The organism is Kitasatospora cheerisanensis KCTC 2395 (assembly GCF_000696185.1).
Lineage (GTDB): Bacteria > Actinomycetota > Actinomycetes > Streptomycetales > Streptomycetaceae > Kitasatospora > Kitasatospora cheerisanensis.
The window spans coordinates 7,059,153-7,077,610 of the sequence record NZ_KK853997.1; the positions used below are offsets into that span (position 1 = coordinate 7,059,153).

General features: G+C 72.5%; 14 protein-coding genes. 9 read left to right on the plus strand and 5 right to left on the minus strand.

The genetic code is table 11. The features are described 5' to 3' along the window. Positions 1-28 precede the first annotated feature (28 nt). Positions 29-1,249 carry an ALF repeat-containing protein gene (locus KCH_RS38135; RefSeq protein WP_051653668.1) on the plus strand — a complete coding sequence of 407 codons (1,221 nt, stop codon included), beginning with the start codon at positions 29-31 and terminating at the stop codon, positions 1,247-1,249. A gap of 31 nt (positions 1,250-1,280) precedes the next feature. On the opposite strand, the gene KCH_RS31725 is transcribed toward KCH_RS38135, so the two are convergent. Next, positions 1,281-2,285, minus strand: coding sequence for a CorA family divalent cation transporter (locus KCH_RS31725; protein WP_035874687.1), 1,005 nt, complete (start codon positions 2,283-2,285; stop codon positions 1,281-1,283). Positions 2,286-2,347: 62 nt separating this feature from the next. Here KCH_RS31725 and KCH_RS31730 point away from each other — a divergent pair, with 62 nt between their 5' ends. From KCH_RS31730 to mshC, 4 genes are all read left to right on the plus strand, one after another. Continuing rightward, a complete protein-coding gene (locus KCH_RS31730) occupies positions 2,348-3,043 on the plus strand; it encodes a histidine phosphatase family protein (protein WP_035868766.1) in 696 nt (231 codons plus the stop codon). A gap of 108 nt (positions 3,044-3,151) precedes the next feature. Next, complete coding sequence (locus tag KCH_RS31735; protein WP_035868769.1) at positions 3,152-3,715, plus strand: DUF3090 domain-containing protein; 564 nt, start codon at positions 3,152-3,154, stop codon at positions 3,713-3,715. 14 nt (positions 3,716-3,729) lie between these two features. After that, on the plus strand, positions 3,730-4,566 hold the full coding sequence (locus KCH_RS31740) for an SCO1664 family protein (protein WP_425268852.1): 837 nt from the start codon (positions 3,730-3,732) through the stop codon (positions 4,564-4,566). Positions 4,567-4,655: 89 nt separating this feature from the next. Beyond that, positions 4,656-5,885 (plus strand): cysteine--1-D-myo-inosityl 2-amino-2-deoxy-alpha-D-glucopyranoside ligase, encoded by a 1,230-nt coding sequence (mshC, locus tag KCH_RS31745; protein WP_035868771.1) that lies wholly within the window; start codon positions 4,656-4,658, stop codon positions 5,883-5,885. 168 nt (positions 5,886-6,053) lie between these two features. Here mshC and KCH_RS31750 read toward each other — a convergent pair whose 3' ends face one another. Both KCH_RS31750 and KCH_RS38140 read right to left on the minus strand, forming a co-directional pair. After that, positions 6,054-6,965, minus strand: a complete 912-nt coding sequence (locus KCH_RS31750) for a PAC2 family protein (protein ID WP_035868775.1) — start codon at positions 6,963-6,965, stop codon at positions 6,054-6,056. Positions 6,966-7,104: 139 nt separating this feature from the next. Next, on the minus strand, positions 7,105-7,884 hold the full coding sequence (locus KCH_RS38140; RefSeq protein ID WP_051653669.1) for a hypothetical protein: 780 nt from the start codon (positions 7,882-7,884) through the stop codon (positions 7,105-7,107). A 238-nt stretch (positions 7,885-8,122) separates the two neighbouring features. Between KCH_RS38140 and adhP the strand changes: the two genes are divergently transcribed. Then, on the plus strand, positions 8,123-9,136 hold the full coding sequence (adhP, locus tag KCH_RS31760; RefSeq protein WP_035868778.1) for an alcohol dehydrogenase AdhP: 1,014 nt from the start codon (positions 8,123-8,125) through the stop codon (positions 9,134-9,136). 50 nt (positions 9,137-9,186) lie between these two features. On the opposite strand, the gene KCH_RS31765 is transcribed toward adhP, so the two are convergent. Further along, the gene (locus tag KCH_RS31765) at positions 9,187-10,713 is read right to left on the minus strand and encodes an FMN-binding glutamate synthase family protein (protein ID WP_035868780.1); all 1,527 of its coding nucleotides are present in this window, start codon (positions 10,711-10,713) and stop codon (positions 9,187-9,189) included. 106 nt (positions 10,714-10,819) lie between these two features. Continuing rightward, positions 10,820-11,932: a glycoside hydrolase family 18 protein gene (locus KCH_RS31770; protein WP_157032274.1), complete on the minus strand. Its 1,113-nt coding sequence runs from the start codon at positions 11,930-11,932 to the stop codon at positions 10,820-10,822. 147 nt (positions 11,933-12,079) lie between these two features. Here KCH_RS31770 and metH point away from each other — a divergent pair, with 147 nt between their 5' ends. From metH to KCH_RS31785, 3 genes are all read left to right on the plus strand, one after another. Continuing rightward, positions 12,080-15,583 carry a methionine synthase gene (gene metH / locus KCH_RS31775; RefSeq protein WP_035868785.1) on the plus strand — a complete coding sequence of 1,168 codons (3,504 nt, stop codon included), beginning with the start codon at positions 12,080-12,082 and terminating at the stop codon, positions 15,581-15,583. Between the two features lie 180 nt (positions 15,584-15,763). After that, positions 15,764-16,468, plus strand: coding sequence for an HAD family hydrolase (locus KCH_RS31780; protein ID WP_051653670.1), 705 nt, complete (start codon positions 15,764-15,766; stop codon positions 16,466-16,468). Between the two features lie 352 nt (positions 16,469-16,820). After that, entirely contained in the window at positions 16,821-18,419 is a 1,599-nt protein-coding gene (locus KCH_RS31785) for an ABC transporter substrate-binding protein (RefSeq protein WP_035868788.1), read from the plus strand. Positions 18,420-18,458 lie beyond the last annotated feature (39 nt).

The window sequence follows — 18,458 nt, forward strand, 5'->3', positions numbered from 1 at the left end:
CATGCGCCTGAACCGTTCCAGGGGAACTTTGAGCATTCGCCGTTCGATCGCCGCTGCCGTCTTCGTGGCCGCCGTCTCCGCCCCGACCGTCCTCGGCGCCACCCCGGCCCTCGCGGAGACCACGCCCACCCCGACCGGCCAGTCCCAGCCGGACGTTCCGGCGGCGGAGACCACGGCACCGGAGACCACGGCACCGGAGGCTCCCGAGTCTGAGCCGAGCACCGGCGCCACCGAGCCCGAGGCCGGCACGCCCACCACGCCGGCCCCGGCGGAGACCACGCCCGCGCCCAGCACCCCCGCGCCCGCGGACCCGAAGCCCGCCGACCCGAAGCCCGCCGACCCCAAGCCCGCGGACCCCAAGCCCGCCGACCCGAAGCCCGCGGATCCGGCGGCAGTCGAGAAGGAGCTGCGGGACCGGCTCGCCAAGGCGATCGCCGAGAAGGGCCACAGCCGGTACTTCTACGAGCACGCGGAGGCGGCGGCGGCCGGGACCGTCGAGGACGTCCGGCACTTCCTGGAGGTCGAGATGCCGAGGATCCTGGTCGACGACAAGTTCGTCCGGGTCGCGCAGATCATGAGCATCTCGGAGGAGGGCAGCCCGGTCTGGCAGGCCGCCCGGGACGCTTACGACGGTGGCACGGAAGCGGACATGGACCACTTCCTGGCCACGGTCTGGCCGCCGGTCGCCGCCGAGTACCGGGTGCGGGTCGCCAAGATCCTCGGCGAACCGGGCATCACCCGGATCATGACCGAGGCCGCGAACAAGGCGCTCGACGGCGAGGACCAGGAGCTGATCTACTTCATCGGCCGCCTGCCGCAGATCCGCCACGACGACGACCAGTTGCGGATCTCCCGCCTGGCCGAGACCGGTGGCCCGGAGGTTCGGAAGGCCGCCCTGGCCGCGCTCCAGGACGGTTCCAACAAGGCGCTGCGCACGTTCCTGGAGGTCGGCCTGGCCCAGGCGGCGGCCCGCGACGCCGCCGCGCAGGAGCAGGGCAACCAGCCGCAGACCGGGACCGACGGCGGGACGGTCGTCATCCCGGTGACCGACACCACCCCGGTGACCGACACCACCAGGACGACCACGACCACCACCACGACGAGCACCGGCGGCACGACCACCACCGGCGTGCTCGCCTCCACCGGCACCGACGCCCCGCTGGGCGCCCTCGCGGCCACGGGTGCGGCGGCGGTCGCTCTCGGTGCGGCCACCGTGCTGGTCACCCGCCGCCGTCAGCAGCAGTCCTGACGGACCGTCGGTCGGACGCGCGGGCCGGCGGCTACAGCCAGCCCGCGCGTTTGAACAGGCGGTGCAGGCCGATGCAGACGCCGGCCATCAGGGCGAGCGCGGCGGGGTAGCCCCAGGGCTGGCGGAGTTCCGGCATGTGCTCGAAGTTCATGCCGTAGATGCCGGCGATCATGGTGGGGACGGCGGCCAGCGCGGCCCAGGCGGAGATCTTCCGCATGTCGTCGTTCTGCTGGACGCTGACCTGGGCGAGGTTGGCGGAGAGGATGTCGGAGAGCAGGCGGTCCAGGCTCTCCACCACTTCGTTGACCTTGGCCAGGTGGTCGGCGACGTCCCGGAAGTAGGGGCGCAGCTCCGCGGGGACGAACGGCACCCGGACCTCGCCGGAGGCGCCGGGGGCGCCCGCCCGGGTGAGGCGCAGCGCGGGCTCCATCAGCGGGAAGGTGGCCTTGCGGAAGTCGACCACCTGCCGTTTGAAGGCGTAGATGCGCTCGGCGGCGCCGCGGACCCGGCCGGGGGAGAAGATCTCGGCCTCCAGCTCGTCCAGGTCGGTCTGGAGCTCGGTGGCCACGTCGAGGTACTGGTCGACGACGAGGTCGCAGATCGCGTACAGCACGGCGGCGGGCCCGTGCGCGAGCAGTTCGGGCTGCTTCTCGAGTTCGGCCCGCAGGTCCTTGAGCGGGCTCTCCTCGCCGTGCCGGACGGTCATCACGTACGAGTCGCCCAGGAAGATCATCAGCTCGCCGATGGACACCGTCTCGTCCTCGGAGTGGTACCCGGCGGTCTTCAGGACGGTGAACACCGAGTCCTGGTAGATGTCCACCTTCGGGCGCTGATGCGCCGTCACCGCGTCCTCCACGGCCAGCGGGTGCAGGGCGAACTCCTCGGCGGCGTGGTCGAACTCGGCCTCCGTCGGGTCGGCCAGGCCGATCCAGACGAAGCCGTCGCCGGCCGCCCGGACCGCGTCCAGGGCGTCCGAGAAGTCCTCGGGGCCCTCGGTGCGCCGTCCGGCCCGGTAGGTGCCGCAATCCACGATCATGCCCGCCATTGTGACCCGAACTCCCGGCCCGCCGGGAGGGGATCACCCCGTAGGCTTGCGGTATGCCCACCCTGCTGCTCGTGCGCCACGGCCGGTCCACCGCCAACTCGGCCGGAATCCTGGCCGGCTGGACGCCCGGCGTCGACCTGGACGAGACCGGTCGCGCCCAGGCCGCCGCCCTCCCGGAGCGGCTGGCCGGCCTGCCGATCGCCCGGCTGGTCAGCAGCCCGCTGGAGCGCTGCCGGCAGACCCTGGAACCGCTGGTCGCCGCCCGCCCCGAACTCGGCGCGCCCGACCTCGACGAGCGGCTCGGCGAGTGCCACTACGGCGAGTGGACCGGCCGCCCGCTGTCCGAGCTCGCCGACGAGCCGCTCTGGCGCACCGTCCAGGACCACGCCTCGGGCGCCGCCTTCCCCGGCGGCGAGTCGCTGCGCACGCTCAGCCACCGCACCGTGGACGCGGTCCGCGAGTGGAACGACAAGATCGCCGTCGAGCACGGCCCGGACGCGCTGTGGGCGGTCGCCACCCACGGCGACGTGATCAAGGCGATCGTCGCGGACGCCCTCGGCCTGCACCTCGACCACTTCCAGCGGATCTCGGTCGAGCCGTGCTCGGTCACCGCGATCCGCTACACCCCGCACCGCCCCTACCTGCTGCGCCTCGGCGACACCGGTTCGCTGGCCGCGCTCGCCCCGCGCCCGCACGGCCGCTCGGCCGGCGACGACGCGGTGGTCGGCGGCGAGACCGGCACCGTCTAGGCACACCCCGTCCCCCGGGAATCCGCACCACTCACGCCCCACGGCAGGGCCGTTTGGCCGTAGGGTGAGATCGAGAAGACCGCACACCCCCGTACCGGAGCGAGCAGCGTGTCCCGTCAGGTCCACTTCTACGACCAGCCCGAGCGGTTCGTGGCCGGCACGGTCGGCCAGCCCGGCGCCCGGGCGTTCTACCTGCAGGCCTCCTCGCGCGGCCGGATCACCAGCGTGCTGCTGGAGAAGGCGCAGGTCGCCGCCCTCGCCGAACGCATCGAGGAAGTCCTCGACGAGGCGTTGCGGCGCAGCGGCGGCGAGGCCCCGATCCCGGCCGCCGCGCCCGTCGACCTGCTCGACACCGCCCCGCTCGACCTGCCGCTGGAGCAGGAGTTCCGGGTCGGCACGATGGCCCTCGCCTGGGATGCCCGGGAGCTGTGCCTGGTGGTCGAGGCGCAGGCGTACGTCGAGGAGTCCGAGGACGAGGACGAGGTCGAGGTCTTCGACGACGAGAACGGCCCCGACCTGCTGCGGGTGCGGCTCAGCGGCGCGATGGCCCGGGTGTTCGCCAAGCGCGCCCTGGACCTGGTCGCGGCCGGCCGCAAGCCCTGCCCGTTCTGCAACCTGCCGCTCGATCCGGAGGGCCACCTGTGCCCGCGCGCGAACGGCTACCGGCGCTGAGCGAGCAGCCGGCCGTGGAAGCCCCCGGCACCGACCCGGCCACCAGCGCCGCGCTGGCCGCCGACGCCCCGGCCGCCCTCGCCCTGCTGCGCGAGGGCGCGCTCGCCGTCCACGGCCGGGTCACCGACGCCTCCAACGCCGTCCTCTACTGCACCGCCACGCTGGACGGCGTCACCGCCCCGTGCGTGTACAAGCCCGTCGCCGGCGAACGCCCACTGTGGGACTTCCCGGACGGCACGCTGGCCGGCCGGGAGACCGCCGCGCACGAGGTGTCGGCCGCCACCGGCTGGCAGCTGGTCCCGCCGACCGTGCTGCGCGAGGGCCCCGCCGGGCCCGGCATGGTCCAGCTGTGGATCGAGCCCGACCCGGACGCCCCCGAACTCCTCGACCTCCAGCCGCTGGACGGTCCGGCCGAGGGCTGGCTCCCGATCGTCCGCGCCGAGATCGACGCCGGACGCCAGGCCTGGCTGGTGCACCGCGACGACGAACGGCTGCGCCGCCTCGCCGTGCTGGACGCCGTCCTCAACAACGCCGACCGCAAGGGCGGCCACTGGCTGCCCGCCGCCGACGGCCGGATCTACGGCATCGACCACGGCGTCACCTTCCACACCGAGCCCAAGCTCCGCACCCTGCTGTGGGGTTGGGCCGAGCAGCCGCTCACCGCCGAGGCCCTCGACGTCCTCGGCAAGCTCGCCGCCGACCTGGACGGCGCGCTCGGCGAGCGGCTGCGCCCGCACCTGACGCCCGTCGAGCTCGACGCGCTGCGGGCCCGGACCGGTGCGCTGCTGCGCTCCGGGCGGCATCCGCTGCCGTCGGCTGACTGGCCGTCTATTCCCTGGCCGCCGGTCTGATACCGATCCGAAACAGAGAATGATCGGAATCAAGCCGATCATGCCAACAGGTTGGTCTTTCAAAACTGTGCACGGTTAGAGTCGGTCCCATGCATGCCTGGCCCGCCTCCGAGGTTCCCGCCCTTCCCGGTCAGGGGCTTCCCCTGCGCATTTACGACACCGCCACGAGCAGTGTCCGAGAAGTCGTGCCGACCGGCCCGACCGCCCGGCTCTACGTCTGCGGCATCACTCCCTACGACGCGACCCACCTGGGCCACGCAGCCACCTACAACACCTTCGACCTGGTCCAGCGGGTCTGGAAGGACGCCGGCCACGACGTCCTGTACGTCCAGAACGTCACCGACGTCGACGACCCGCTGCTGGAGCGCGCCGTCGCCACCGGCCAGGACTGGACCGAACTCGCCGCCCGCGAGACCGCGCTGTTCCGCGAGGACATGACCGCGCTGCGGATGCTCCCGCCCGCGCACTACATCGGCGCCGTCGAGTCCATCCCGTGGATCGTCCCGCTGGTCCAGCAGCTGCTCGCCTCCGGCGCGGCCTACGAGGTCGACGGCGACATCTACTTCTCCGTCGAGTCCGACCCGCACTTCGGCGAGGTCTCCGGCCTCACCCGCGAGCAGATGCTCCCGGTCTTCGCCGAGCGCGGCGGCGACCCCGAGCGCCCCGGCAAGAAGAACCCGCTGGACGCCCTGCTCTGGCTCTCCGCCCGGCCCGGCGAACCCGCCTGGGACACCGAGCTCGGCCACGGCCGGCCCGGCTGGCACATCGAGTGCGTCGCCATCGCGCTCAAGTACCTCGGCATGGAGTTCGACCTCCAGGGCGGCGGCAGCGACCTGTCCTTCCCGCACCACGAGATGGGCGCCTCGCACGCCCAGGTCGCCCTCGGCGCCCACCCCTACGCCCGCGCCTACGTGCACGCCGGCATGGTCGCCCTCGACGGCCACAAGATGTCCAAGTCCCGCGGCAACCTGGTGTTCGTCTCCGCGCTGCGACGCGACGGGATCGACCCCGCCGCGATCAGGCTCGCGCTGCTCGCCCATCACTACCGCAGCGACTGGGAGTGGACGGCCGACGACCTCGACGCCGCCCTCACCCGCCTCGCGACCTGGCGCGCCGCGGTCTCCCGTCCCGACGGGCCCTCCGCGACGGCGCTGCTCGCGGAGATCCGGGAGGCCCTCGCCAACGACCTCGACGCCCCGGCCGCCCTCGCCGCCGTCGACCGCTGGGCCGCGACCGCGGCCGCGGAAGGCGGCGACGACACCGGCGCCCCGGGCCTGGTCTCCCGCGCGGTGGACGCCCTCCTCGGCGTAGCGCTGTAAGGCGCAAGCGCAGGCGGGTGCGAAAACAGGGGCGCGGAGAACTGCGCGAACAACCGGCATCCGTCAGCCAGGTCGCGATCAACGGCAAGTCATTGCCTGCGTCGCGATCTTGCTGGCGGGTGCCTTCCGCTTCGCGCAGTTCCCCGCGCCCCTGACGGGGCTCGGAAATCAGTCCTCGTCCTCGTCCTTGGGCCGTTCCGTCGCGTGCCCCGTGATGGGCTTCTCGCCCTTGGGGCCCTGGTTCTCGCGGCGGCGCAGGTAGCGCTCGAACTCGCGGGCGATCGCGTCGCCGGAGGCCTCCGGGAGCTCCGCGGTGTCCTGGGCCTCCTCCAACTGCTGGACGTACTCGGCGACTTCGGAGTCCTCCGCGGCGAGCTGGTCGACGCCGAGCTGCCAGGCGCGGGCGTCGTCGGCGAGCTCGCCCGGGGGGATGCGCAGGTCGAGGAGGTCTTCCAGCTTGTTGATCAGCGCCAGGGTGGCCTTGGGGTTGGGCGGCTGGGAGACGTAGTGCGGAACGGCGGCCCAGAAGGTGACGGCGGGGACGCCGGCGTGCGCGCAGGCCTCCTGGAGGACGCCGACGATGCCGGTCGGGCCCTCGTAGCGGCTCTCCTCCAGGTCGAGGCTGCGGGCCACCGTGGAGTCGGAGGTGACACCGGAGACCGGGACCGGCCGGGTGTGCGGGGTGTCGCCGAGCAGCGCGCCCAGGACGACGACCAGTTCGACGCCCAACTCGTGGGCGAAGCCGAGCAGCTCGTTGCAGTAGGAGCGCCACCGCATGCTGGGCTCGATGCCGCGGACGAGGACCAGGTCGCGCGGCTTGGGTTCGGTGACCCGGACCACCGAGAGCCGGGTGGTGGGCCAGGTGATCCGGCGGACCCCGCCGTCGAGCCAGATGGTGGGCCGGTTGACCTGGAAGTCGTAGTAGTCCTCGGCGTCGAGCGCGGCGAACACCTTGCCGCCCCAGGTCTCGTCGAGGTGTCCGAGCGCGGCGGAGGCCGCGTCGCCGGCGTCGTTCCAGCCCTCGAAGGCGCAGATCATCACCGGGTCGATCAACTCGGGCAGGTCTTCCAGCTCGATCACCCGGCATCTCCCTCCGTCCGTGGCGGGGGCACTGCCGCCCCCAGGTCCCTACCTGCCCAGCCTACGGGCTTTGAATGCCACCCGTGGCCGGACAGGAGTGTGCAAGCCTAGACCCTCCCGTCCGGCCCGGCGCGGCCGTTCAGTCGACGGGTTCGGCGCAGGCGACGGTCGGGTTCATCGCGAGCGCTCCGGGCGGCGCGGGGATGGTGAAGGTGACGGTGGCCTCGTCGGGGCAGGTCTGCTCGGTGCTGCCCTTGAGGCTGACGGTCTGCTTGACGTACTCCTTGTCGACCTTGTACTCGGGCCGGTGGTCGCCCTGTCCGTCGCAGCGGGTCTCGGCGACGCTGTCGGAGCCGCTCGCGGTCTTGGTGGCGTAGACGCAGTCGCCGACCACGATGCCGGGGCCGCCGCCCCCGCCGGGCTCGCCGGGGTGCGGGTCGTGCAGGTTGCGCAGGCAGGCCCAGGCGGACCGGTTGCGGGTGACGTCGGTGAGCGCGTTCTGGGTGAGGTCGAGGGCGAGGTCGGTGCCGTCGGGGCAGTCCGCGCCGTGCGGGAGGGCCGCGGCGACGCCGGTCAGGGTGCCGCTGCGCTTGGTGACCTTGGCCTCGGCGTTCGGGCTGTCGCAGGGGACCATCTCGTAGTGGGCGGTGGTGCCGCTGCCGCCGGGGTTGAGGGAGCGGGCGCAGCTGCCCTCGGCGAAGTAGGAGTCGTCGAGCCGGGTGGGCGGCAGGTAGGTGCTGCTGGGGCTCGCGCTGGGCGCGTGGTACGACAGGCCGGTGCTGCTGGCGGCGGCGGTGGGGGAGGGGCTCGACGGGGGTGCGGCCTTGGCGTTCTTCGCTGGCTCGCAGCCGACCAGGAGCAGGCCGACGGTGAGCAGGGCCAGTGCGGTCCCGGCGGTGCGCGTCCGGGTGCGCTTCATGACGTTCCTCCGTACCGGTGCGGTGTTCCGTGGGCAGGCCGAACTGCCCAACCCGCCTCGGAATGACGGGTGTTGGTCAACGCTATCGTGACGGGCCGTCAGCTCCGCCGAGTGGTGGGGAGGCGTGATCTTCGCCGCGGTCGGCGCGCCCCTTCGCGGTTCGCCGCCGCAGCCAGCAGGCTGGGCCCAAGAGTTATCCCTTTTGTCGGATTTATGGGTTCTGCGAGGAGAGAAGGTCATGAAGGCAGCTGTCGTCCGGGACTTCACCAAGCCGCTGGAGATCGAGGACCGCGAGGTGCCGGCCCCGGCGCCGCACCAGGTACTGGTGCGCATCGAGTGCTCCGGCCTGTGCCACACCGACATCCACGCCGCGCACGGCGACTGGCCGGTCAAGCCGTCCCCGCCGTTCGTCCCCGGCCACGAGGGCGTGGGCATCGTCGAGGCGGCCGGCCCGGACGTCCGGCACGTCAAGGTCGGCGAGCGGGTCGCCATCCCGTGGCTCGCCGACGCCTGCGGGCGCTGCGACTACTGCGTCACCGGCTGGGAGACGCTCTGCCTGGCCCAGCACAACTCCGGCTACTCGGTGGACGGCGCGTACGCCGAGTACGCCCTCGCGCACGGCGACTACGTGGTCCCGGTGCCGGAGGGGGTGGACCCGATGGACGCCGCCCCGCTGTCCTGCGCGGGCGTCACCACCTACAAGGCCGTCAAGCTGGCCGGCGCCCGCCCCGGCACCCGGGTGCTGATCTCCGGCATCGGCGGCCTCGGCCACCTCGCCCTCCAGTACGCCCGGATCTTCGGCGCCGAGACCGTCGCCGTCGACATCACCGACGACAAGCTGAAGCTCGCCGAGGACCTCGGCGCCGACCACGTCGTCGACGCCCGGATCCAGGACGTCGCGCACGAGGTGCAGAAGCTCGGCGGCGCGGACGGCGCCGTCTCGCTCGCCGTCAGCAACGCCTCGTTCCGCGCCGCCTACGACTCGCTGCGCCGCGGCGGCACGCTCGCCCTGGTCGCGCTGCCCGCCGAGGGCGAACTGACCCTGCCGGTGTTCGAGACGGTGCTGAACGGCACCAAGGTGGTCGGCTCGATCGTCGGCACCCGGCAGGACCTCGCGGAGGTGTTCCGGCTGCACCAGCTGGGCCGGACCAAGGTGATCCGGGAGACCCGCAAGCTGGAGGACGTCAACGCCTGCTTCGAGGACGTGCTCGCGGGCAAGGTGTCGGCCCGCCTGGTGTTCGACCTGCGATGAACCGCGCAGGGGGGGGCGGAACCGCGCCGGCTCCGCCCCCTGACGTCGCGTCAGAGCGTCCGGCCGCCGGTCATCAGCGCCGTGATCTCCGCGGCGAGGTCCGGGCCGAGCTCGCCCCAGCCCTCCTTGTAGCCGTACACGCCGCCCAGCGTGCGGGCCTCGTAGTCGCCGTTCAGCACCTCGATGTCGTCGGCGGTGATCAGCGCCGGGTGGGCGACGCCCAGCGCCGACGAGACCTTCGTCAACTCCTTGCGCAGGGTGCGCAGGTAGACCGCCGCGCGGTTGCCCTTGGAGGCCGGGTCGATGCCGCGGGCCAGCCACGGGTTCTGGGTGGCGATGCCGGTCGGGCACTTGTCGGTGTGGCACTTCTGGGCCTGGATGCAGCCGATCGACAGCATCGCCTCGCGCGCCACGTTGACCATGTCGGCGCCCAGCGCGAACGCCACCGCGGCGTTCTCCGGCAGGCCGAGCTTGCCGGAGCCGATGAACGTCACGTCGTCCGTCAGGCCCAGCTCGGCGAAGGTCCCGTAGACCCGGGAGAAGCCCATCCGGAACGGCAGCGACACCGAGTCCGCGAACATCCGCGGCGCCGCGCCGGTGCCGCCCTCGCCGCCGTCCACCGTCACGAAGTCGACGCCCCGGTCGCCGACCGCCATCAGCGCGGCCAGCTCCCGCCAGAAGTCCTGCTCGCCGACGGCGCTCTTGATGCCGACCGGCAGGCCCGTCTCGGCGGCCAGCAGCTCGACGAAGTCCAGCATCGAGTCGACGTCGCCGAACGCCGAGTGCCGCGACGGCGAGGCGCAGTCCCTGCCGACCGGGATGCCGCGGATCGCCGCGATCTCCGGCGTGACCTTCGCGCCCGGCAGCATCCCGCCCAGGCCCGGCTTGGCGCCCTGCGACAGCTTGATCTCGATCGCCTTCACCGGCGCGCCGGCCACGACCTCCTTCAGCCGGCCCAGGTCGAAGCCGCCGTCCTCGTTGCGGCAGCCGAAGTACGAGGTGCCCAGCTGAAGCACCAGGTCGGCGCCGCCCCGGTGGTACGGCGACAGGCCGCCCTCGCCGGTGTTGTGCATCGCCCCGGCCTGCGCCGCGCCCTGGTTGAGCGCCGTGACGGCCGCGCCGGACAGCGAGCCGAAGCTCATCGCGGAGATGTTCACCACGCTGCCCGGCCGGAACGCCTTCGCCCGCCCGCGCGGACCGCCCAGCACCTTCGCCGAGGGCAGCGGGGACTGCGGGTCGTGCAGGTCCGGCAGCGGCCCGGCGAAGGTGCGCTGCTTCAGGTAGGCGCGGCCCTGCGCACCCGCCACGTCCACCTCGGTGCCGAACCCGAAGTAGTTGTTCTCCTCCTTCGCGGAGGCGTATATCCAGCTCCGCTGGTCGCGGCTGAACGGCCGCTCCTCCTCGTTGGAGGACACGATGTACTGCCGCAGCTCCGGCCCGACCGTCTCCAGCAGGTACCGGGCGTGCCTGAGCACCGGGAAGTTCCTCAGCAGTGCGTGCTTCTTCTGGACCAGGTCGCGGGCGGCGAGGACCGCCACCGCGGCGGCCGCGGCCGCGCCGATCTTCCGGGCGTGCATGGACGTTCGTCCCTCCGTGGGTACCGGCCCCGTCCCCACACGGCGGAGCCGGATCGATGCTAGGAGGCCCCCCGCACCGCACCGCGGTCAGGGGGGCCGGGCCGGCCTACACGCACCAGCCGTCGCGGTACGCCGCCCAGTGGTCCGGGGTGGCCGCGAAGTCGACGTACAGGGCCAGGCCGAAGTTCTGCCGAGCGCCCGGGCCGAGGGCGAGGCGGGCGCCGCGGACCGCGGCGCGGACCGTCTCGGCGTCGCCCCGGTGCGTCGGGGTGTCGTCCCAGTACGCGGGCAGGCCCATCAGCAGGTCGACGCCCGCCGGGGTGTTGGCGAGCGCCAGCGAGGTCTGCCGGGCGACGTAGCCGCCGTACAGCGACTCCACCGGCATCGAGGTGTCGTAGGACATCACCGCGACCTGGTCGACCCGCTTCGCGGCCTGCGCGAAGTACCCGGCGCTCCACCACTTGCCGTGGCCGGTGAGCGCGAAGCTGACCCGGCCGACCATCGGCACCGGCTCGATCTGCGGCGCGGCGATGGACAGCGGGGCGTGCCGGGCGGCCGTCAGCGCGTGCACCTGGTCGAGCAGCGCCAGGAAGCCGGGGGAGCCGTTGTGCACCGGCTCCAGGTCGAAGTGGACGCCGTCGAAGCCCAGGTCGAGGACCTGCTGCGCGGACGCGGCGATCCGGTCCCGGACCTCCGGCCGGTCCAGGTGCACGCCGACCTTCTCCGGCGCCACCACGTCGCCCAGCCAGGACTGGATCCGCACCCCCGGCATCGCCGCCCGGGCCCGGGCCAGGAAGTCCGCCACGCCCGGGGAGCGCTTCGGGTCGAGCGAGCCGTCGTGCTCCAGCGGCCCGGTGTGCACGTACAGGTCGTGGATGCCGGTGCCGCGCACCCGCCCCGCCAGCACCGCCAGGTCGGCGTCGGTGCGCCGCCCGTCCACCCAGGCGTGGCCCAGCCAGATCGCGTCCCGGCCGCGGGTGCGGGCGTCCGCGGCGGGGTCGCCGGTGTAGCACAGGCGCAGCGCCAGCGCCGCCCCCAGCACCGGCAGCACCAGCAGCGCCAGCACCACCGCGCCGGCCGTCAGCACCCGCCGGCGCCGGGTCCACCGGGCGCGTTCGCTCCAGCGGCGACGCGCCCGGGCGGGAAGCGTCCGCCATTCGGACGTGAACGGGCCGCGGACGCGGCGGCGCCACCTGCTGGGACGTGCTGAAGCGGGCATGATCGGGCTCCCTTCCGGTGGACAGGGACGCCCACGATGCGAAATGGGTTCCATCGCACCGCCGCCGGGCGGATACCCTGACCGGGTGCGCCCCAGCTCAAGGTGGGGCCGCATAGCCGACAGCCGTCGCACTCAGGGAGCAGCCCCATGGCCACCGTTGTATCCGCATCCGCCCAGCAGGACCGCGCCGACGCCTTGCGCGAGGCCCTCGCCACCCGGGTGGTGGTGGCAGACGGAGCGATGGGAACGATGCTCCAGGCCCAGGATCCGACGCTGGAGGACTTCCAGCAGTTGGAGGGCTGCAACGAGATCCTCAACCTGACCCGCCCGGACATCGTCCGCTCCGTGCACGACGCGTACTTCGCGGTCGGCGTGGACTGCGTGGAGACCAACACCTTCGGCGCCAACCAGGCCGCGCTCGGCGAGTACGACATCCCGGAGCGGATCTTCGAACTGTCCGAGGCCGGCGCCCGGATCGCCCGCGAGGCCGCCGACGAGTTCACCGCCAAGGACGGCCGCACCCGCTGGGTGCTCGGCTCGATCGGCCCCGGCACCAAGCTGCCGACGCTCGGCCACACCACCTTCGCCGTGGTCCGCGAGGGCTTCCGGCAGAACGCGGCCGGCCTGATCGCGGGCGGCGCCGACGCGCTGCTGATCGAGACCAGCCAGGACCTGCTGCAGACCAAGGCCTCCGTGCTCGGCTGCAAGGACGCGCTCGCCGAGGCCGGCCTGGACCTGCCGGTGCTCGCCCAGGTCACCGTCGAGACCACCGGCACCATGCTGCTCGGCTCGGAGATCGGCGCGGCGCTGACGGCGCTGGAGCCGCTCGGCATCGACGTCATCGGCATGAACTGCGCCACCGGCCCGGCCGAGATGAGCGAGCACCTGCGCTACCTGGCGAAGAACGCCCGGGTCGGCCTGTCCTGCATGCCGAACGCCGGCCTGCCGGTGCTCACCAAGGACGGCGCGCACTACCCGCTCAGCCCCGAGGAACTCGCCGACGCGCACGAGGCGTTCGTCCGCGACTACGGCCTGGGCCTGGTCGGCGGCTGCTGCGGCACCACCCCCGAGCACCTGCGCCAGGTGGTCGAGCGGGTGCAGGGCCTGCCGGTCACCCCGCGCGACCCGCAGCCCGAGCCGGCCGCCGCCTCGCTGTACCAGAACGTGCCGTTCCGGCAGGACACCTCGTACCTGGCGATCGGCGAGCGCACCAACGCCAACGGCTCGAAGAAGTTCCGCGAGGCGATGCTCGCCGGCGACTGGCAGGCCTGCGTGGAGATCGCCCGCGAGCAGATCCGCGAGGGCGCCCACCTGCTCGACCTGTGCGTGGACTACGTGGGCCGCGACGGCGTCGCCGACATGCGCGAGGTCGCCTCCCGGCTGGCCACCGCCTCCACCCTGCCGATCGTGCTGGACTCCACCGAGCCGCCGGTGCTGCGGGCCGGCCTGGAGGCGCTCGGCGGCCGCGCGGTGCTGAACTCCGTCAACTACGAGGACGGCGACGGCCCCGACACCCGGTTCGGGAAGATCGCCGCGCTGGCCCGCGAGCACGGCGCCGGCCTGATCGCGCTCACCATCGACGAGGAGGGCCAGGCCCGCACCGCCGACAAGAAGGTGGCGATCGCCGAGCGGCTGATCGAGCAGCTCACCACCGAGTACGGCGTCGAGGAGTCCTCGATCCTGGTGGACTGCCTGACCTTCACCCTGGCCACCGGCCAGGAGGAGTCCCGCCGCGACGGCATCGAGACCATCGAGGCGATCCGCGAGCTCAAGCGCCGCCGCCCGAACGTGCAGACCACCCTCGGCCTGTCCAACATCTCCTTCGGCCTCAACCCGGCCGCCCGACAGGTCGTCAACTCGGTGTTCCTGCACGAGTGCGTGGAGGCCGGCCTGGACTCGGCGATCGTGCACGCCGCGAAGATCCTGCCGATCAACCGGATCCCGGAGGAGCGCCGGCAGGCCGCCCTGGACCTGGTCTACGACCGCCGCGCCGAGGGCTACGACCCGCTGCAGAAGCTGCTCCAGCTGTTCGAGGGCGTCTCCGCCGCGTCCGCCGCCGCGTCCAAGGCCGAGGAGCTGGCCGCCCTCCCGCTGGAGGAGCGCCTGCAGCGCCGCATCATCGACGGCGAGCGGGGCGGCCTGGAGGCCGACCTGGACGCCGCGCTGACCGAGCGCCCGGCGCTGGAGATCATCAACGACACGCTGCTGTCCGGCATGAAGGTGGTCGGCGAGCTGTTCGGCTCCGGCGAGATGCAGCTGCCGTTCGTGCTGCAGTCCGCCGAGGTGATGAAGGCCGCCGTGGCCCACCTGGAGCCGCACATGGAGAAGTCCGACAGCGAGGGCAAGGGCACCATCGTGCTCGCCACCGTCAAGGGCGACGTCCACGACATCGGCAAGAACCTGGTCGACATCATCCTGTCCAACAACGGCTACAACGTCGTCAACCTCGGCATCAAGCAGCCGGTGTCGGCGATCGTCGAGGCCGCGCAGGAGCACCGGGCCGACGTGATCGGCATGTCCGGCCTGCTGGTCAAGTCCACGGTGATCATGAAGGAGAACCTCCAGGAGCTGAACCAGCGCGGCCTGGCCGCCGACTTCCCGGTGATCCTCGGCGGCGCCGCGCTGACCCGCGCCTACGTCGAGCAGGACCTGCACGAGATCTACGACGGCGAGGTCCGCTACGCCCGGGACGCGTTCGAGGGCCTGCGGCTGATGGACGCGCTGATCGGCGTCAAGCGCGGCGTCCCCGGCGTCGTCCTGCCGGAGCTGCGCAAGCGCCGGCACGCCCGGGTCGAGATCGAGGAGCCGGAGGAGGCCGAGCTCGGCCAGGTCCGCTCCGACGTGGCGGTCGACAACCCGGTGCCGACCCCGCCGTTCTGGGGCGACCGGATCGTCAAGGGCGTGCCGTTCCAGGACTACGCGTCCTGGCTGGACGAGGACGCCCTGTTCAAGGGCCAGTGGGGCCTCAAGGGCGGGCGCTCCGGCGGCCCGACGTACGAGGAGCTGGTGGAGACCGAGGGCCGGCCCCGGCTGCGTGGCTGGCTGGACCGGCTCCAGACCGAGGGCTGGCTGGAGCCCGCCGTGGTGTACGGCTACTACCCGGCCAACTCCAAGGGCGACGACCTGATCCTCTACCGCGAGGACGGCTCCGAGCTGACCCGGTTCACCTTCCCCCGCCAGCGCCGCGGCCGCCGCCTCTGCCTGGCCGACTTCTTCCGCCCGGAGGAGAGCGGCGAGCGCGACGTGGTCGGCCTCCAGGTGGTCACCATGGGCAACCGGATCTCCGAGGCCGCCAACGAGCTGTTCGCCGGCAACTCCTACCGCGACTACCTCGAACTGCACGGCCTGTCCGTGCAGTTGGCCGAGGCGCTGGCCGAGTTCTGGCACGCCCGGGTCCGCTTCGAGCTGGGCTTCGGCGACGAGGACCCGCAGGACGTCCGCGACATGTTCGCGCTCAAGTACCGCGGCGCGCGCTTCTCGCTCGGCTACGGCGCCTGCCCGAACCTGGAGGACCGCGCCAAGATCGCCGAGCTGCTGAAGCCCGAGCGGGTCGGCGTCGTCCTCTCCGAGGAGTACCAGCTGCACCCCGAGCAGTCCACGGACGCCATCGTGATCCACCACCCGGAGGCCAAGTACTTCAACGCCCGGTGACCGCCGCGCGGAAGAACTTCAACGGAGATCATCCGTTCGCCTCGCCGGCGCCCGGTGCAATCCGCTCCGGCGGGCGTATTCTTGATGATCCTGAACGGGCCGGTCCGCTCACCAGCGGGCCGGCCTGTGCCATCCCCGGACGCAGTGCGGTCCGGACGACCACCCGGAAGGACGGCGCGCATGACGACGGTCTCGACCCCGATCCGTGTCGGCGGAGACGGCGACGGCAGCGGCCTGCAGGCCGTCCTGCTCGACATGGACGGCACGCTGGTGGACACCGAGGACTTCTGGTGGCAGGCCGAGGTCGACCTGTTCGGAGAACTCGGCCACCGGCTCACCGCCGAGGACCGCACCCACGTGGTCGGCGGACCGATGACCCGGGTCATCGACTACCTGCTCGCCCGCACCGGCGCGGCGATCCGCCCGGACGACCTCGGGGCCCAGATCAACCGCCGCTTCGTCGAGCTGCTGGCCGGCGGCGTCCCGCTCATGCCCGGCGCCGAGCGGCTGCTCAACACCCTTGCCGCGCACGGCATCCCGGCCGCCCTGGTGTCCGCCTCGCACCGGCACATCATCGACATCGTGCTGCAGAGCCTGGGCGCGCAGAACTTCGCCTTCACGGTGGCCGGCGACGAGGTGCCGCGCACCAAGCCCTTCCCCGACCCGTACCTGGCCGCCGCCGCCCACCTGGGCGCCGACCCGGCCCGCTGCGTGGTCGTCGAGGACACCCCCACCGGCGTCGCCGCCGCCGAGGCGGCCGGCTGCCCGGTCATCGCCGTGCCGTCCATCGCCGCCGTCGAGCCCGGCCCCGGCCGCCTGGTGCTGCCCTCCCTCGAACACGTCGACCTCGACGTGCTGCGGACCCTGGCCGGCACCCGGGTGTGACCTTCGTCTCCTCCGTGCGGTTTCCCGGTCTCCCTCCGCGTCCAGTGGTATGCGGACGGTGTCCGGCGTCCGGTGTGAAAACGGGCATTGGCTGACAACTCGTCGGCTACCGGGGGGTAGCACTCCGCTCCCCGTTCACCCGCCGTTCGAACGGTCGGTGATCGACCCGGTGCGATGTGGCACGCTACAGAGCGATCAGACGTCCTCCCGCGCCGCCGCCCACCGCCGTCGACCCCGGCAGGCGGGCGCCCGCGCGGTTGTACCGGCCCGCGCCCGGCCGCCCCATCCCGGCGGCCGGACGGGGGCTCCTCCGGCGCGAGCCGGCCGCACGCACGAAGGAAGACCACCCCGCATGACTACGCCCAACCGCCTGGCCGTGCTCAGCTGCGCCGCACTCGTCGTCACCACGGCAGCCGGCTGCGCGTCCGTGGAGAAGGTCGCCAACGGCGGCGACAGCGGCGCCGCGATCACCCTGGGCACCACCAACGGGACCACCGTGCTGGACCCGGCCGGCGCGTACGACATCGGCTCCTGGCTGGTGCTCAACAACTCCTTCCAGTCGCTGCTGGCCTTCCCGCCCGGCGCGACCGTGCCGCAGCCGGACGCCGCCGAGTCCTGCCAGTTCACCGGCAGCGACACGATGACGTACAAGTGCACGCTGAAGTCCGGCCTGAAGTTCACCAACGGGCACCCGGTGACCGCCGAGGACGTCAAGTTCTCGATCGAGCGGACCAAGAAGATCAACGACCCGAGCGGCCCGCTGCCGCTGCTCGCCACCATCAAGTCGGTGGAGACCTCCGGCGACCTCGACGTCACCTTCCACCTGGAGACCCCCGACGCGGTCTTCCCGGCCAAGCTGGCCTCCCCGGCCGGCGCCATCGTCGACCACCAGGTCTTCCCCGCCGACAAGCTGCTCGCCAACGACAAGCTGGTCGGCTCCGGCCCCTACAAGGTCGACGGGATCGAGAACCGCGGCACCACGCCCGCCAAGGTCACCCTCTCGCCCAACCCGACCTACCGCGGCAGCGCCACCAAGCCGGAGAACAGCAAGTTCTCGGTGCGCTACTACGAGAAGCCCGACGACCTGAAGGCCGCCCTCGACAAGGGCGAGGTGGACATCGCCGACAACGGCCTCGACCCCGCCACCGCCGCCCAGATCAAGAACGACTCGCAGGCCGGCAGCGGCAACCTCAAGGTCGCCGAGAGCGACAGCGCCGAGGCCTTCTACCTGGTCTTCAACACCAAGGACGAGACCGCCGGCAACCAGGCCGTCCGCCAGGCGGCCGCCCAGCTGATCGACCGCAAGGCACTCGCCCACGACGTGTACGCCGGCACCGTGCTGCCGCTGTACTCGGTCGTCCCGGCCGGCGTGGTCGGCCACAACACCGCCTTCTTCGACAAGTACGGCGAGCCGGACGTCGCCAAGGCCAAGCGCATCCTGACCGCCGCACACATCACCACCCCGGTCAAGCTCACCCTGACCTGGTCGCGCTCCCGGGCCGGCGCCGCCGAGCTGGAGGGCATCAAGAAGCAGCTGGACGCCAGCGGCCTGTTCCAGGTGACGGTCCAGCAGGAGCCCGACTGGAAGTCCTTCCTGGCCGGCTGGTCGAACAACAGCTACCAGGCCTACCTGATCGGCTGGACCCCCGACTACGTCGACGCGGACGACTACATCAGCCCGCTGGTCGTCGACGGCGGCGCGTTCCACAACAACTGGGACAACCCGCAGATCAGCACCAAGCTGGTGCCCGAGTCGATCAAGCTCACCGACCGCACCGGCGGCGGCGCCTACGCCCAGATCCAGAACATCCTGGCCGACGCCGTCCCGATGGTCCCGCTGTACCAGAACAAGTCCTTCTACGTGTACAAGGCCGGCGTCACCGGCGTCGACACCACCGTGGACAACACCAGCCGCTTCCGCTTCTGGCAGATCGGCCGCACCAAGAAGTAGCGCCCGCCCGCAGCACGACGGCCCGCCACCCCACCGGGG

Excerpts from the sequence above, each read along its gene's own strand:
- KCH_RS31725 (WP_035874687.1), bottom strand. The coding sequence starts at position 2,285 with ATGATCGTGGATTGCGGCACCTACCGGGCCGGACGGCGCACCGAGGGC.
- KCH_RS31730 (WP_035868766.1), top strand. The coding sequence starts at position 2,348 with ATGCCCACCCTGCTGCTCGTGCGCCACGGCCGGTCCACCGCCAACTCG.
- mshC (WP_035868771.1), top strand. The coding sequence starts at position 4,656 with ATGCATGCCTGGCCCGCCTCCGAGGTTCCCGCCCTTCCCGGTCAGGGG.
- KCH_RS38140 (WP_051653669.1), bottom strand. The coding sequence starts at position 7,884 with ATGAAGCGCACCCGGACGCGCACCGCCGGGACCGCACTGGCCCTGCTC.
- adhP (WP_035868778.1), top strand. The coding sequence starts at position 8,123 with ATGAAGGCAGCTGTCGTCCGGGACTTCACCAAGCCGCTGGAGATCGAG.
- KCH_RS31765 (WP_035868780.1), bottom strand. The coding sequence starts at position 10,713 with ATGCACGCCCGGAAGATCGGCGCGGCCGCGGCCGCCGCGGTGGCGGTC.
- KCH_RS31770 (WP_157032274.1), bottom strand. The coding sequence starts at position 11,932 with ATGCCCGCTTCAGCACGTCCCAGCAGGTGGCGCCGCCGCGTCCGCGGC.
- metH (WP_035868785.1), top strand. The coding sequence starts at position 12,080 with ATGGCCACCGTTGTATCCGCATCCGCCCAGCAGGACCGCGCCGACGCC.
- KCH_RS31780 (WP_051653670.1), top strand. The coding sequence starts at position 15,764 with ATGACGACGGTCTCGACCCCGATCCGTGTCGGCGGAGACGGCGACGGC.
- KCH_RS31785 (WP_035868788.1), top strand. The coding sequence starts at position 16,821 with ATGACTACGCCCAACCGCCTGGCCGTGCTCAGCTGCGCCGCACTCGTC.